The following is a 15550-nucleotide window of genomic DNA, read 5'->3' on the forward strand; positions in this document are numbered from 1 at the left end:
TATCAAGAGGGATTTTTTACGTTTCCAATATCACCTTGCCAGTCAGCTTTGTTTCATAGCCGTTTAAATGAGACAAATTCGCCTTGTATTCCTCAGAATTCAAAATCTCCTTCACGGCCTTCAGCAGCTGCTCATGTTTTTTCAAAACGACAATATCATATTGTTCGTCGATGAGCGGGATAAAATCAACACTGCCCATATGTGCCGCGTGCTGCGCCCCGATTCCCGCGTCAACCTGTCCGCTTGAAACTTGTGAAGCGACAGCGTAATGATCAGTCACGATATCGCCATATCCCACTACATCAGCCGGATTCACACCAAGCAAGCCAAGCTGTTCATCAAGGAGCACCCTTGCGCCAGAACCCTTTTCCCTGTTGATGATCCGGATATCGGCTCTTTTCAAGTCTTTCCAGCCTTGAATGTTTTTCGGATTCCCTTTTTGCACATACAGTCCTGCTTTGCGGAGAACGACATTGATGAGACAAAACGGTTCACCTGTCAAGATCCGTTTCACATAAGGCGCGTTATACTGGCCGGTTTCTGCATCGTACAAATGGAGGCTTACAATGTCACACTTGCCTTGATACATATCAATCAGGCTGTTTAAGCTTCCTTTGTATTTACGGAGCGGCGTCTCCTGAATGGCATTCTCCAAATGCTTGCTGAGGATATCCATCGAAATGTCCTGTCCGCTGATCATGACATTCGGTCTGCCGTCCGGCTCAGCCTCCTGCACCTGTTTCGGCGCTTCAGTTGCAGCGATGGGCTGAGACATTCTCATATTTGTTTTATATTGCTTTAAATCTTCTTCATCCACACGCATCTGCCTTCCGACACGGTAAGCAGGCAGCACGCCTTTTTTAATCAAATCATAAACGGTCAGCTTTGATACCTTCAGCAGACCTGCAACTTCTTCTATCGTATAGGAAGAGGTTTCATTCATCATCATCACTCTCCTATTTTATTATACCTTTTCGTTGAATGTAAAAAAACCCACATAAACCAAACATAATCAGTTATAATTAGTTATATCTAATGATAAGGGGTGCAATCATGTTTAAGAAGTATTCTATTTTAATCGCAGCCTTAACCGCTTTTCTGCTTGCAGCAGGCTGTTCTTCAAACCAGTCTTCAACGGACAGCGAGAAAAAAGTAACGTTAACCATCTCAGCTGCCGCCAGCGCGCAGGATGCACTTGAGGAAATCCAAAAAAATTATGAAAAAGAACATCAAAATATTACCATCCAAGATAACTATGGCTCATCCGGCGCCTTGCAAAAACAGATTTCTCAAGGAGCAGGAGCCGATCTGTTCTTCTCAGCTGCTGAGGATAAATTTAAAAAGCTGGTGGATGATGGAGATATCGCAAAAAAAGACAGCACTGATTTAGTCGGTAATGAAATTGTGCTGGTCGTACCGAAAAACGGAGATTCACCTGTGGCAAGCTTCAGCAATCTGGCTGAATCAGAAAAAATCGCCCTTGGCACTCCGGAATCCGTACCGGCAGGAGCTTATGGGAAAGAATCACTGACAAAGCTGTCTCTATGGGACAAAGTGAAGGATAAAATTGTGTATGGAAAAGACGTTCGCCAAGTTCTTTCTTATGTTGAAACCGGCAATGTAGACGCAGGTATTGTTTATAAAACAGATGCCCTGGTCTCGAAAAAGGTCAACATTATTGACGAGGCAAAAGCAGATACACACAGCCCAATTGTCTATCCGTTAGGAATCGTAAAAGATACAAAACACCGTAAGGAAGCGAAGGAATTTTACGAATACCTGCAATCTGATGAAGCAATGAAAGTATTTGAGAAATATGGCTTTACTGCCGAGTAGCATAAGCGCTTCAGAATTTTTCACACCCGTTGTGCTTTCCTTTCAGGTGGCGGCAGTTGCCGGAATTGCTGTCATTATTCTCGGAACACTTGCTGGAGCATGGATGTCACGGGCATCATTTTTTGGAAAAACGGCACTCGAAACATGTTTTATGCTTCCGCTCGTTCTTCCGCCTACTGTTGTCGGTTTTATTTTGATCGTCATTTTCGGAAAGCACAGCTTCATCGGACAAGCCATCGAGTGGATCTTCCGGCAGCCTGTCATTTTCACCTGGTGGGCCGCTGTGATCGCCTCGGCTGTTGTAGCCTTTCCGCTTATGTACCAATCAGCCAAAACCGGATTTGCTGACATTGACCCCGATATACAAGGTGCGGCAATGGTAGACGGCGCTAGCAGATGGAAAGTGTTTATCCATATCTCCGTCCCGCTTGCCTATCCTTCATTGCTGACCGGAAGCATCCTCAGCCTTGCGCGGGCGCTCGGAGAATTTGGCGCAACACTCATGTTTGCAGGGAACATCCCCGGTGTTACGCAAACACTGCCGACGGCGATATATGTCGCATTGGATTCCGGCAACAATACCCTTGCCTGGGCGTGGGTCGTCTGTATTGTTGTCATTTCCTTTTTGATGCTGTTTTTCATTCAACAGAAAAAAACGCACTAAAAAACTCCCCGTAACGGGGAGTTTTTTGATTAAAACAGAAGCTCATCAGGATTTGGACCGACACGCTCATCTTTATTTAATGCGTCAATTTTGTCCATGTCTTCTTGAGACAATTCGAAATCAAAAATATCAGCGTTTTCAATGATACGGTGTTCTTTAATGGATTTTGGAATGGTTACAACTTCATGCTGCAGATCCCAGCGCAAAATCACTTGAGCCACAGATTTATTGTGTTTTTCAGCAATCTGTGTCAGCACTTCGTTATCCAAAAGCTGTCCCTGCATGAGCGGAGACCACGCTTCCAGCTGAATGCCTTGCGCTTTGCAGTAATCCCTTAATTCTTTTTGCGTCAAGCGAGGGTGAAACTCAACTTGGTTCACCATCGGTTTGATTTCAGCATCTTTCAACAGCTCTTCTAAATGATGAACTTGGAAGTTGCTGACGCCGATCGCGCGGATTTTGCCGTCTTTGTACAGCTTTTCAAGCGCGCGCCATGTATCTTTATATTTATCTTTGCCAGGCCAGTGGATCAAATATAAATCTAAGTAATCAAGCTGCAATCTTTCCAGACTCTTTTCAAAGGCAGCAAGCGTTGTTTCGTAGCCTTGATCTTCATTCCACACTTTTGATGTGATGAAGAGCTCTTCTCTTGCCACACCGGATTCTTTAATCCCGATGCCAACGCCTTCTTCATTTTTGTAGATCGCTGCTGTATCAATGCTGCGATAGCCATTTTTAATTGCCGCTTTCACTGATTCAGTCGCTTCATTACCATTTTCTACTTTAAAAACACCCAGACCGAACCAAGGCATTTCAACTCCGTTATGTAACTTTACAGTATCTTTTAAACTTGTTGGCACTTGAACATCCACCCTTTCACTGAAATGTAAGCGTCTATATTATCTCACATTCCTCTCAGCCGATACCAATAATACGCTTAAGACCATCTTTTTGCTTCTTTTTTCACAGCACAGGCAAATCCAAACACTATTTTTTTCCTATTTTAACAATATTGAGATTACAAATACATTGAGCAGGGTATGCGTTGAGTGTAACCAAATGAAAACAAAGGAGGAAACAACTTGAAACGTATTCGTATCCCAATGACACTTGCTCTTGGTGCCGCTTTGACAATTGCCCCTTTGTCCTTTGCTTCCGCTGAAGAAAATCCTGCTCCGAAGATGTCGCAGACAACTGCTGCTGGAACAACTGCCGCTGATGTAGGTTTAAACGTCAATCTGGATGTACTTGGAATTGCCAACCAGATCGCTGATGCCATCAAATCCGCACAGAACAGGGATGGCTTTGTGAAAAACCTCATGGAGTCTTCCTTCTACGCATCCGGCCAAAAATATAATGTCATGGTCTTTAATTTAAGCCAGGAATATGAAGATCATTTGAACGGTGTGCAATTTTACGGCTCAGCCGTTTACGACGGCATTACGTATGGCATTTGGGTATTTGAAGATGGAACCTTTACAAACAAAGGCGATGGCGGCTGGATCAACTGGGCCTTCAGAGGCTGGTTCGACCGGGATGGCAGCACTGTCGCATTTCATCGCCCTTAATATAGAAAAAAGCTGGCGCTCTAACGCCAGCTTTTTTGCTGCATTTATTCGCCGCCTTCAAGCATGGCGGCTTCGACATCATTAATGTATTGGCGAAGCTCATGGGAAATGTCCCGGGAAATTTCCCTCTCTTCGAAGAGCGTTTGAATTTCATTTCTGATCGCCTGCACAGCCTTCAGCTTTACTTCCAGCTTCTGATTTTCAAAATGGGCGCTTGATTTCAGCTCATGATGGCTGTGCTCCAGCCTGAAAATTAACTGTTTATAGAACGAAATGACAGATAAAAACACTTCTTTATGCTCTTCCGTCTTATGTTTTTCCAGATATTCTATCGCTGCTTTTGCCGTTTTCACTCTTGTTGCCCGTATCAATCCCGCTTCATTTAAAATCGACATCTCCGGCTTTTTATGTTCACCGAAGAAAATCCAATACATCAGCCGCTTGAGCCTTGTTTTTGATAATCCGACTTTAAATGGGTTCGCATACAAAATTTCCAACTCGTTAAATCGTTCTTGCAGCACATTTGCTGTTTCTTCCGGGATGTCTCCCCGCTCCAGCATTTTCATCAGCGCCTCTTGCTCAGCCTTAACCCCCTGCGCACGGACTTTTCGCTCGTGCTTCTTAATGCGATTAGATGATGTATACTGCTGAAAACGAAGATTTTTCATTTTCTCATTGTATTCAGCTATCACCGCAAGAGAGGCCGTTTTGTTTGTCTCATTCATGTCCTCTTTAATCGTTTGAAGGGCTGTTTTGATCAACTTGCGTCTCGCCGTCAGCAGCTTCTTATTTCGTTCCTCGTCCTCTTCTTCTTTTTCAGTCAGAATTGGCAGCACAACGGTGGCAATGACAAGCGTGCATAAAATGACGCCGGCTGCTAAAAAGAGAATCAGATTTCTTTCCGGAAACGGCGTGCCGTCCTCCAGGAAATACGGAATAGAAAAAGAACCCGCAAGCGTTACTGCTCCACGCACACCGGAAATCGAAATTAACAGCGTCGAACGAAGACCCGGTTTATAGATGTTCTGATCTTTATTAAAGAACCATTTGCCGTTCCAGAAGAACAGCACCCACAGGAATCTAAGGAGCATTAATGTAAATGTGATGACTAGGATATAGCCGATCACCTTCATGTTGCTGATGGCAGTGTCGTTAAAGATAACAGAAATAACATCAGGGATTTGCGTGCCGAGAATAACGAAGACCAGGCCGTTCAAAATAAATAAAATAATGTTCCACGTACTTGAGGAGACGATTTGCAGCTTGATCATCGTTGATTCCAGGCGATCCTGTTCAACCGCATGGGTAATACCGCCAGCTACAACAGCTAAAATGCCCGAAACGCCGATTTCTTCAGCTGCCAAATAAATCACAAACGGCGTCAGAATTTGAATCAGCATATGCATCGTGACATCCTGCATGCCAAGGCGGCGCAGAAATAGGCGAAAGCGAATAATCAAAAATGAAATGACAACCCCGCACAGCAAGCCTCCGAGAGAAATAAAGACAAAGCTGACAGCCGCTTGTGCTAATGAAAATGCACCAGTCACTGCCGCTGCAATCGCAAACTTAAAGGCCACCAGACCTGATGCGTCATTCATCAGCCCCTCACCTTCCAGCAGGCGAAGAATCCCTTTTGGCATTTTCACTCTTCCTGATAATGCGCTGACAGCGACGACATCAGTCGGTGAAAGAATGGCCGCAAGTCCAAAGGCCGCTGCCAGCGGAATAGCAGGAATCATCCAGTGAATCGTGTAGCCGCCTACAATCACAGTCGCAAATACAAGGCCGAGTGCAAGCAATAAAATCGGAGCCCTTAAATTCCAAAGCTCTGCCCGCGGTGTCCTCTTTCCATCATTAAATAGCAGAGGCGCGATAAACAGAACAAAAAACAATTCGGTGTTTAATTCAAAATGAAGTCCCTGTGGAAATGAGGCGGCAAGAATCCCAAGAGCCACTTGAATCAGCGGCACCGGAATAAACGGAATAAACCGGTTCACGATATTAGAAATCGCAATAATCGTTAATAATACGAGCACAACTAAAAATATGTCCAAATGCATGACCTCCTTCGTCTGTTGTGTGTCGGCATGATGAGCCAAAAAATCTGTTTGTCTAAAAGCCCTTGAGCTAGGGTGGCCTTGCATCCGCTATGTGGTTTCGCAGGAGTTCTCTCCACACTTGTCTTCTTTTATAGTACCCTTTTTAGGGTATTTTTTCTCATGATATGCTCACAGTGAACTTTTTTGCAGAAGAGCAAATTATAGAAAAAAGAGACAGGAAGCTACTCCCTGTCTCTCGTCTTTCTTTCTCAATCATGAAAATTCGTACCGTCAGTTGTTGCTTTAATAATGCCCGCGCGAATGACAAAGTCACCGAAATGCTCGCCTTCCTCGCGTTCTTTCGCATAGCGGGAAAGAAGGATGCGCAGCTCGCTTAAAATGTCTGCTTCACCGATGTTTTCACGGTACATTTTGCTTAAACGGCTTCCGTCAAACGCAGCGCCAAGATACATATTATATTTGCCCGGCGCCTTTCCGATAAATCCGATCTCACCGAGTGCATGACGTGCACAGCCGTTCGGACAACCTGTCATGCGAATGGTGATTTCCTGATCACGAAGGCCGTTTTCGTCAATAATCTCTTCAATCTTATCTAACAGGGTCGGCAAATAACGTTCTGCTTCAGCCATTGCCAATCCGCAGGTCGGAAGAGCGACGCACGCCATCGAGCTGCGGCGAAGCGCTGAATAGTGCTTGCCGTCAGTTAGTCCGTATTGTTCAATTAAAGCACTGATTTCTTCTTTTTTATCGCTTGAAACGTTCGCAATCATTAAGTTCTGATTGGCTGTCAGCCGGAACTCGCCTGTATGAACTTTGGCAATTTCCCGCAAGCCTGTCATCAGCTTATAATCATCGTAATCCGTTATACGGCCACCTTCGACAAACAGCGTGAAATGCCATTTATCCTCGATGCCTTCCACCCAGCCGTAGCGGTCGCCGTTATGATCGAAATGATAAGGCTTCGCTTCTTCCAGGCTCCAGCCGAGACGGTTTTCCAATTCTTCTTTTACGTTTTCTAAACCTAGGCGGTCAACTGTGTATTTGAACCGCGCATTTTTACGGACAGAACGGTTGCCGTAATCACGCTGAATCGTAATCGTTTTTTCAGCAACGTCATACATTTGATCGGGCCGGCAGAATCCGATGACCTTGGCTAATTGCGGATATGTCGCAGTATCGCCATGCGTCATTCCCATACCGCCGCCGATCGCCACGTTAAAACCGATCAGCTTGCCATCCTCGACAATCGCAATGAATCCGAGATCTTGTGAAAAGACGTCAATATCATTAGACGGCGGAACGGCAATACCGATTTTAAACTTCCGCGGCAGATAGAGCGGTCCGTACATTGGCTCGACTTCTTCCTCCGGCGTGCCGGCAACTCTTTCTTCATCAAGCCAAATTTCATGATATGCTCTCGTCCGCGGCAGCAGATCATCACTTAATTTTTTAGACCACTCGTATACCTCTGAGTGGATTTCAGATTGATAAGGGTTTGATGCACACATGACGTTACGGTTTACGTCTCCGCAGGCTGCGATCGTATCCAAAAGTGCTGAGTGGATCGTCTGAATGGTTTTCTTCATGTTCCATTTCAGAATCCCGTGCATTTGGAACGTTTCACGTGTCGTCAATTTTAATGTGCCGTTCCCGTATTTCTGGGACAGGTCATCCATGACAAGCCATTGTTCAGGCGTTGAGACGCCCCCTGGCATACGCACGCGCAGCATGAACTGATATGCGGGCTCAAGCTTCTGCTTTTGGCGCTCATTTCGGAGGTCACGGTCATCCTGCAAATAACTGCCGTGGTGTTTCATCAGGCGGTTGTCATCATCCGGAATTCCGGCACTGATTCGATCGAGCATCACTTCTTTCAGCGTGCCGCGCAAATAATCACTTTCTTTTTTAATGCGTTCAACATCACTTGGAGAGCCGTCCGGTGCTTTTAGAATTTTGGTCACCATGTTGAAAAACTCCTTTCAAGTCAAATCAATATACATCACGCTGATAGCGTTTTTGCTGCTGCATATCGGCAAGATAAGCCTCCGCTTCTTCGCGGCTCATATTGCCTTCTTTTTCGATAATTTCAAGCAATGTGTGATGGACGTCATGCGCCATGTGCTTTTCATCTCCGCAAATGTAAACAGCCGCTCCTTCTTGAAGCCATTCAAACAATTCTGCGCTATGTTCGAGCATGCGGTGCTGCACATATACTTTTTCTTCCGTATCACGTGAGAACGCCACATCCATTTTTGTCAGCACACCGTCTTTGAGCCAATTCTGCCACTCTGTCTGGTAAAGGAAATCCGTGACAAAGTGCTGATCGCCAAAGAACATCCATGCCTTTCCTTCCGCTCCCGTCTCCTCACGCTCCTGCATAAAGGAACGGAAAGGTGCGACGCCTGTCCCAGGGCCCACCATGATAATCGGTGTTTCAGGGTCTTTCGGAAGCTTAAAGTTTTGATTGTGCTGTACATAAACCGGCAGTGTGTCTCCCGGCTGCAGACGTTCCGCGCACAAAATCGAGCAGACGCCTTTTCGTTCACGGCCGTGCGCATCGTAGCGGACTGCGCCGATTGTTAAATGCACTTCATCCGGATTTGCGGATAAACTGCTTGCAATCGAATAAAGGCGGGCAGGCATTTTTCGCAAAATCGAGACAAACTCCTGCGCAGATACACTAAATGGGCCATAGTCACGGACGAGATCAAGCAAATCGCGCCCTTCAATATAGGCTTTTACATTCTCCTCATTTCCCGGGGCTAAAAGCTCTCTAAGCTCATCGTTCCCTGTCAGCTGGGCTGCCTGTTCAAGAAGCGGTTTTGTGAGAACGGTAATCTCATAGTGAGAAATCAGCGCTTCTTTCAGCGGACGGACATCACCTTGCTTATTAAGCGTCACAATTTCTTCCGGGTCCCAATTCATTTCCTTAAGGAGCAGCTCGACAAGTTCCGGATCGTTTTCCGGATAGACGCCAAGACTGTCACCAGGCTCGTAAGTCAGGCCAGATCCTTCAAGAGACAGCTCCACATGGCGTGTTTCTTTATTTGATCCTCTGCCGTTTAAATTTAAATTTTCTAACACTTCAGCCCGAAACGGGTTTGTTCTGGAATACGAAGACTCACCGGTTTGAGACGCTGCCGCCGGCGCAGGCGCGGCGCTTCCGCCCCCAGCTTCATTTAATCCCTTCAATACACCCTCAAGCCATTCGGCTGCCGGTTCATCATAGTCAAGATCGCAATCAACGCGCGGAGAAATCCGTTTTCCGCCGAGTTCTTCTAAGCGCTGATCAAATTCTTTCCCTGTCTGGCAGAAAAATTCGTACGAACTGTCACCAAGCGCCAAAACGGAAAAGCGCAGATCTTCAAGCTTAGGCGCCCGTCTTCCGTGCAGAAATTCGTGAAACGACAGCGCGTTATCAGGCGGCTCACCTTCTCCATGCGTACTGACGACGATTAAAAGATTGTTTACTTTCTTCAGCTGATTCGGCTTAAAATCGCTCATGGATGAGACGGTCACTTGAAAACCGCTCTGTTCAAGCTGCTTGCCGGCATTTTCTGCAAGCCCCTGTGCGTTTCCCGTCTGTGAACCATAAAGAACGGTCACTTCTTTTGAAACGGCTGGTGCCGCCGCTTCCGCAGACACAGCTGCCGCCGGCGCACCCGCAGTTTCTTGGGCGGAAACAGATTGCGCGGATAAGTATCCGCTCAGCCAGATTTTCTGGGATTCGGTCAAGGTCGGCAGAAGGCGGTTAAGGAGCTCTGCCTGCTCCTGATTAAACGGACTGTTCATTACCTGAAGTTGCAACGTATCCACCTCACAAAGTTATAAACTGATCGAAAATTGCATCTAATTGAACTTTACCGGAATACTAGGCTTAAGTAAAATATATTTACATGATGATAACTATTAAGAATCCTAATGATAAAACGGCTATGCTTCATATAAATAGAAAAAAGAGAAGGACTCCCTTCTCTTCATTCAGCAATCTGATATAAGTGTGGCGGCACAGCGGTTACAAACGGACTGGCTTCACCTGTATAAAATACCGCCAGCATGTGCATCGCACGGGTGCACGCAGTATATAAAAGCCTGCGGTCGTGCTCTGTATGATAGTGTTCTTCAGATGCATCATAGACAAGCACTGCGTCAAATTCAATTCCCTTCGCTAAATAAACCGGAATCACGCAAACACCCTTTTGGAATGGTTGATTTTCTTTATGAATCAGGCGAACATCTGTATATTCACTCATGTGGGCGTGCGCCTGTATGCATTGCTGCGCAGTCTTGCAGATGACGGCTATTGTTTCGTGCCCTTTTTTCTTGAGCCGGCCAATTTCTTGCGCGAGCTTTTGGCAAAGGCTCTCATATCCTTCAGTTTTGACAACGAGCGGCATTTCCCCGCTTCTATTAAACGGCTCAATATCCGCTCCATCTTGAAGCATCGCTTTGGTAAACTCGACAATCTGCCTTGTTGATCTGTATGTTCTCTTTAAACGAACATACTCAGCAGGCTCATCCTCAAAGCACGCATCCATACGCTGATCCCCGTTTATGGTATGCGCGTAGATGGACTGATTGATATCACCGAGCACTGTCATGCTGGCAGCCGGAAAAATGCTTCTCATGTAAGCCATCTGAAACGGTGAATAGTCCTGGGCTTCGTCAATAAATAGATGTTTGATTTTCGTATTTTTCTTTCTGCCCTCAATCAGATCCTGCATATAAAGAAACGGTGCCGCGTCCTCATAGAGCAATTTATTATCCGTAAATGCCGAACGGGTCAGCTCACCTATCGCGTCCATCTTCTCATGCTGAAATTTTCCTCCCCAGCCAGAAAACAATTGCAAATAAAGTTGTGTAACATCAAGAAATGCAAGGAGTCTGACCGCCTGTTTGAGCGGTTTGAAAGCTTTTTTCACAATGATGGCGGCAAGCAGCTGCTGCTCTCTTTGATAATCGTTAAACGTACTCTCGCTGAACCGTTTCCTTTCCTGCAGTTTTTTGTACACGTCCAAGTAGTCCTCTTTGTCAAGCAGCTCAGCTTCATGAACAACCCAATCCTTTCGCCGTTCCTTTTTCTCAAGCTTGTTAAGCTCACTCAGCAGCCACTTCGCGGTTTGCTCCATCCGATTCGGAATGGAGTGATTTTGATCCAATGAGTAAAAATAGGATTGAATTTGCTCCTTTGTGATCAGCTTTTGTCCGCGGAATATGATATTTTTAAAAATCATCCCTTCAGAAGAAAGCCGTGTGACGTATTCATCAATGAATTGCTGAAAAGATAAACCCGCCTTCCATGTGATTCCCGCAAGCCTTGTTGGAAAATCGCCTTCCTTAGTTTCGGTCAGGCAATATTCGAGCTGATCAAAGGCGCTTTCACATTTGAACTTGCGGCCAAGACGATGCTCGATATATTCCTGAAACGTCGCCTGCTCCATATTCTCTTCTCCTAACTCAGGCAAAACAGAGGATACATAGCTGTTAAATAAGAAGTTGGGAGAAAACAAAACGATTTGTCCGGCATCAATAACGCCGCGGTGCCTGTATAACAAATAAGCGACACGCTGAAGCGCAGCCGATGTTTTCCCGCTGCCAGCCGCTCCCTGCACGATCAGGATCTTGCTTTTTTCATTACGGATAATCTGATTTTGTTCTTTCTGAATCGTAGACACGATGTTTTTCATTTGGGTATCGGAGTGATGGCTTAATACCTCTTGCAGCATTTCATCGCCAATCGTCATATCGGTATTAAACATCGCCTTGAGAGTGCCGTTTTTGATCATAAACTGGCGTTTCAGCACCATTTCTCCTTCTATCGTTTCACCGGGCACCTCGTACTCCGCTTTTCCTGGGGAATAATTGTAGTACAAACTTGATATCGGCGCCCTCCAGTCATAAATCAGAAAGTGTTCCTCCTTCTCATCCAAACAGGAAGCTAAACCGATATAAATTCGCTCTGCCTGCTCCTCGCCGTTTTCAATAAAATCAATCCGGCCGAAATAAGGCGATTTTTTTAATTGATGAATTCGTTTGAGCTGCTGATCCATGCGCCGATGATTGTGTTCCCGATCAGACAGGAGCTCTGCCTGCTGCTTAATGCTTGCCATCGTTTCAATCGCTTCATGGGCATCATCAAAATTAACCTTAACATCCTCCCAAAAGCTTTTTCTTAATCCGATGATATCATGCTTCAACCCGCCCGCAGACGTTTCCAGAAACCGCTCTTTTTTTTCGAGCTCCTGCAGCACCTCATCTATTCTCGACTGCTCTTCCTTCCATTCCTTATCCTGCTGATTCATGAACGGCACCTCCAGAAAATAGTTGACAAACATAGATGAAACACTGTAAAATATAATTGGATACGTATATTAAATATATGATGAAAACTGGCAAATACAATTTATCTTAGCACATTCACCCAATACCAATCAAGGTTTGGGTTATTTATATGCAGAAAAAACCGATTTCAACTCGAAATCGGTTTTTTCTCTTATGATTTCACATTGATCACTGTTGGACGTGCTTTTCTTAGGCTGCGAATCTTCTCTTTCATCAGTATCGATTCCTTATTCCTTTCAATCTTCGATATAATATATCTTTTTCATTTTAAAAACACCGCAGAGCTTTACCGTGTTTGTCTGTTCATCTAACGTGAAGAATGACTAAACTTATTATTGTCATCTTCCATAAAGCGACTACATCCTTGCTATCGTATCTATAGTCGCAGTAAAATAGTCATTTTTCATCCAATTTCGACATATTTCAACAAATTAAAGTTTTTCATTTGGGAGAATAGGACGATGTTACATTATTTCTCTCGGTTTATGATATGAACATGAAGAAAGAACCAGAATTAGTTAGGAGGAAATACTCAGTGAAGAAAAAGCTATCTATGATGTTGCTGGCATTCGTCGTAGCCGTAACAAGTTTTACGGCTATTGACCTAGTAAACAACAAAGCGGAAGCTAAAGATTGGGTTAAAAAAGGTCAAATATGGAGTACTTATTATCATTCGGGCTCATTTAAAAACTATACTTACTCGCCAACTTTTCATATTTATTATCCAGGACAAGGAACTTGGGCCAACATGACAGCAAACGGATCAGGCAGCGGGAAAATTACAGCAACTCTGCAACAAAAGACAAATAAAGGCTGGAAAAATGTTAAAACTTTTTATGCAACAAAAAAAGGCTCTACAAATTTAAGTTACAAACAAGCTTCTAAAAGCTACAAAACAAAATACAGATTCAAATTCACTAACACAGGAACTAAAAAAACCATCAGCTATACCTTTTGGGCTACCTATTAATTTCAAATAGCTTTGCTCTGCGCGGTCAGCATTCGAAAAGGACTTTTTATTTGATCCCGGCAGGCTACCATAAAAGAAACCTCTCCGTCATGGAGAGGTTTCTTTTATTTTACTGACTATCTAAGCGAAAAGAACGGTTTGGCAGCTTCCAATTAAACATATAGGAACAAACCCGGCAAACAACGAGCACGAAAAACAGAACGTATAAGCCGAACGAGTTCCCCAGCCAGCCCAAGCCGACGATTAAACCGCCGAGAGCCGCCCAGACTGCATAAATTTCTGCCTTCAGCACAAGCGGTTTGCGCCCGGCAAGAAGGTCACGGATGATTCCGCCCCCGCTTCCCGTCAGCACCGCAGCCACGATCACGGCACTAAGCGGATGGCCCATTTTGACGGCATACAGTGCGCCTTGGATAGCAAAGGCAGCGAGGCCGATCGCATCTGATAAATTGCCCCACTTATTCCAATGCTTCAGCAGCAGCTTCGGAAACAGAAACACAATCGTAATAGATAAAAGCGCGATTTGAAAGTAAGCTCCCTGTTCCCATAGCGCTGACACCGGAACACCGATCAGCAAATTGCGGATCGCTCCTCCTCCAAAAGCTGTGACAATCCCTAATATATAAACTCCTAAAATATCATATTCCTCTTCCATCGCAACAATTGCGCCGCTGACTGCAAACGCAATGATGCCAATCACACTGAGCAGCTCCCAAGCCATTCTGATGACTCCCTTTTATGTTTGTTAAATTTTCTGACGACCTCTAGATTTTATAATCGCTCAAGCGTAAAATCAATAACATTTTTATGAGAAAAAAAGATAAATTTAGAGGGAATACGGCTATTGCTGATGGACATGAGTTTGCGAAATTAAAAAAGCGCCCGGCATACGCGGGCGCTTTTTTTGTTATTCAGATTTTTCGCCTTTCAGCAGGCACATAAAAATGATAATCAGGATAAAAGCAATCAGGGCCAGGAATGGAATCGTAATAAAACCAAACCAGTTAATATATTGGCCCGAGCACGGCACGCCGCTTACACACGGCTTAATGCCGCTAAAACCGGGCACTTTTTGCTCTAAGTAATGCATAGTCGAAATGAATGCCCCTATAATCGCCATCGGGAGCACATATTTTTTCACTCGTGTGTCCCCTTGAAAGGTGGCGATGCCTAAAATCAGGACGAGCGGATACATGAGGATACGCTGGTACCAGCACAGTTCACATGGAATAAACTTTCTGATTTCACTGAAATACAGGCTGCCCAGCATAGCGATAAGAGCCACAACCCAGGAAGCATATAAAAATACGATTCTATTTTTCATATCGTTACTTCCCTTTCAGCTCTTTTTCTATTGTCTCTTTGATTTCATCATAATCCGCAAAATTTTTGATCACTTTATCATTGACGTAAATCGTCGGTGTTGCCTGTATGTTCATTTTTTGATTAAGGTCAGAATCCTTTTCCACTTGAGAAGCGAATGTTTCCTTATCAAGATTTTCCTTGAGCGTCTCAGGTTTTATCTTTGTGGTGCTTTTTGCAAGATCACCAAGGAGGCCTGGGGTTACCCATTCCTGTTCCGTATCCGGCTGTTTTTCGAACAGCTTTTCATGGAAATCCCAGAAAGAGTCAGGGTCTTCCTTCCATACTTCTTCAGATGCAAGAGCCGCTAATCTTGAACCTTTTCCATGGAACATGACGTTCACGAAAGAAAATTTCACATCGCCCTTATCAATAAAGTCTTTTTGTATTTTTGGAAAGATGTCACTGTTAAACACCTTGCAAGACGGACATTTGTAATCTCCGAATTCTACTACAGTTACCGGTGCATCGTCCTTGCCAAGCACAGGCTGCCCTTTGATAGACGGCTGTCCGGACACCGCATCATTGCCTTGTTCCGTTTTGTTATTAATGATGACAATGGCTGCTAGCAATACAACAACCACAACCGTAAGGATGACCGCGAATTTCGCAGAAGACTGCTGTTTCTTTTTCACTCCGACACCTCATCGTTTTAAAATTAAAAAAGAAGCGGATCGCAATTGACCCACTTCTTTATTTTAACAAGACAAGCGCCTATAAGAAAACCCCGAAAAAATGAATTCTC

Annotated in this window: 13 protein-coding genes; 4 read left to right on the top strand and 9 right to left on the bottom strand. The window is 44.7% G+C overall.

Annotation, left to right across the window (positions count from 1 at the left end):
* Positions 1-16 precede the first annotated feature (16 nt).
* Positions 17-943 carry a substrate-binding domain-containing protein gene (locus ACZ07B_RS13600; RefSeq protein ID WP_464877407.1) on the bottom strand — a complete coding sequence of 309 codons (927 nt, stop codon included), beginning with the start codon at positions 941-943 and terminating at the stop codon, positions 17-19.
* A gap of 110 nt (positions 944-1053) precedes the next feature.
* Between ACZ07B_RS13600 and modA the strand changes: the two genes are divergently transcribed.
* Both modA and modB read left to right on the top strand, forming a co-directional pair.
* Entirely contained in the window at positions 1054-1836 is a 783-nt protein-coding gene (gene modA / locus ACZ07B_RS13605; protein WP_251233246.1) for a molybdate ABC transporter substrate-binding protein, read from the top strand.
* Positions 1808-2500: a molybdate ABC transporter permease subunit gene (gene modB, locus ACZ07B_RS13610; RefSeq protein WP_124059094.1), complete on the top strand. Its 693-nt coding sequence runs from the start codon at positions 1808-1810 to the stop codon at positions 2498-2500. The genes modA and modB overlap by 29 nt, the downstream gene beginning before the upstream one ends.
* A 29-nt stretch (positions 2501-2529) precedes the next feature.
* Here the strand turns inward: modB and pgoN are convergent, their stop codons facing one another.
* Positions 2530-3360 carry a glyoxal/methylglyoxal reductase gene (pgoN, locus tag ACZ07B_RS13615; protein WP_015483687.1) on the bottom strand — a complete coding sequence of 277 codons (831 nt, stop codon included), beginning with the start codon at positions 3358-3360 and terminating at the stop codon, positions 2530-2532.
* Positions 3361-3582: 222 nt separating this feature from the next.
* Here pgoN and yvgO point away from each other — a divergent pair, with 222 nt between their 5' ends.
* Entirely contained in the window at positions 3583-4068 is a 486-nt protein-coding gene (yvgO, locus tag ACZ07B_RS13620; RefSeq protein ID WP_014480858.1) for a stress response protein YvgO, read from the top strand.
* 44 nt (positions 4069-4112) lie between these two features.
* Here the strand turns inward: yvgO and ACZ07B_RS13625 are convergent, their stop codons facing one another.
* The 4 genes from ACZ07B_RS13625 to helD form a co-directional block, all read right to left on the bottom strand.
* Positions 4113-6125: a Na+/H+ antiporter gene (locus ACZ07B_RS13625; protein ID WP_124059098.1), complete on the bottom strand. Its 2013-nt coding sequence runs from the start codon at positions 6123-6125 to the stop codon at positions 4113-4115.
* A 254-nt stretch (positions 6126-6379) separates the two neighbouring features.
* Positions 6380-8095 carry an assimilatory sulfite reductase (NADPH) hemoprotein subunit gene (cysI, locus tag ACZ07B_RS13630; RefSeq protein WP_017696388.1) on the bottom strand — a complete coding sequence of 572 codons (1716 nt, stop codon included), beginning with the start codon at positions 8093-8095 and terminating at the stop codon, positions 6380-6382.
* A gap of 25 nt (positions 8096-8120) precedes the next feature.
* Positions 8121-9938: an assimilatory sulfite reductase (NADPH) flavoprotein subunit gene (locus ACZ07B_RS13635; protein ID WP_464877318.1), complete on the bottom strand. Its 1818-nt coding sequence runs from the start codon at positions 9936-9938 to the stop codon at positions 8121-8123.
* A gap of 170 nt (positions 9939-10108) precedes the next feature.
* Entirely contained in the window at positions 10109-12433 is a 2325-nt protein-coding gene (helD, locus tag ACZ07B_RS13640) for a DNA helicase IV (RefSeq protein ID WP_464877319.1), read from the bottom strand.
* 575 nt (positions 12434-13008) lie between these two features.
* On the opposite strand from helD, the gene ACZ07B_RS13645 reads away from it, so the two are divergent.
* Complete coding sequence (locus ACZ07B_RS13645; protein WP_464877320.1) at positions 13009-13443, top strand: hypothetical protein; 435 nt, start codon at positions 13009-13011, stop codon at positions 13441-13443.
* 109 nt (positions 13444-13552) lie between these two features.
* Here the strand turns inward: ACZ07B_RS13645 and ACZ07B_RS13650 are convergent, their stop codons facing one another.
* From ACZ07B_RS13650 to bdbD, 3 genes are all read right to left on the bottom strand, one after another.
* Positions 13553-14164 carry a trimeric intracellular cation channel family protein gene (locus ACZ07B_RS13650; RefSeq protein ID WP_003228419.1) on the bottom strand — a complete coding sequence of 204 codons (612 nt, stop codon included), beginning with the start codon at positions 14162-14164 and terminating at the stop codon, positions 13553-13555.
* A gap of 186 nt (positions 14165-14350) precedes the next feature.
* Complete coding sequence (locus tag ACZ07B_RS13655) at positions 14351-14767, bottom strand: disulfide oxidoreductase (protein WP_015384637.1); 417 nt, start codon at positions 14765-14767, stop codon at positions 14351-14353.
* 4 nt (positions 14768-14771) lie between these two features.
* A complete protein-coding gene (gene bdbD, locus ACZ07B_RS13660; protein ID WP_003228414.1) occupies positions 14772-15440 on the bottom strand; it encodes a disulfide bond formation protein BdbD in 669 nt (222 codons plus the stop codon).
* Between the last annotated feature and the right edge of the window lie 110 nt (positions 15441-15550).

It is taken from the genome of Bacillus sp. 9.4, from assembly GCF_055486415.1.

Bases quoted from the DNA above. Each gene is read 5' to 3' on its own strand.
- ACZ07B_RS13600 (WP_464877407.1), bottom strand. From the start codon at position 943: ATGAATGAAACCTCTTCCTATACGATAGAAGAAGTTGCAGGTCTGCTG.
- modA (WP_251233246.1), top strand. From the start codon at position 1,054: ATGTTTAAGAAGTATTCTATTTTAATCGCAGCCTTAACCGCTTTTCTG.
- cysI (WP_017696388.1), bottom strand. From the start codon at position 8,095: ATGGTGACCAAAATTCTAAAAGCACCGGACGGCTCTCCAAGTGATGTT.
- helD (WP_464877319.1), bottom strand. From the start codon at position 12,433: ATGAATCAGCAGGATAAGGAATGGAAGGAAGAGCAGTCGAGAATAGAT.
- ACZ07B_RS13650 (WP_003228419.1), bottom strand. From the start codon at position 14,164: ATGGCTTGGGAGCTGCTCAGTGTGATTGGCATCATTGCGTTTGCAGTC.
- ACZ07B_RS13655 (WP_015384637.1), bottom strand. From the start codon at position 14,767: ATGAAAAATAGAATCGTATTTTTATATGCTTCCTGGGTTGTGGCTCTT.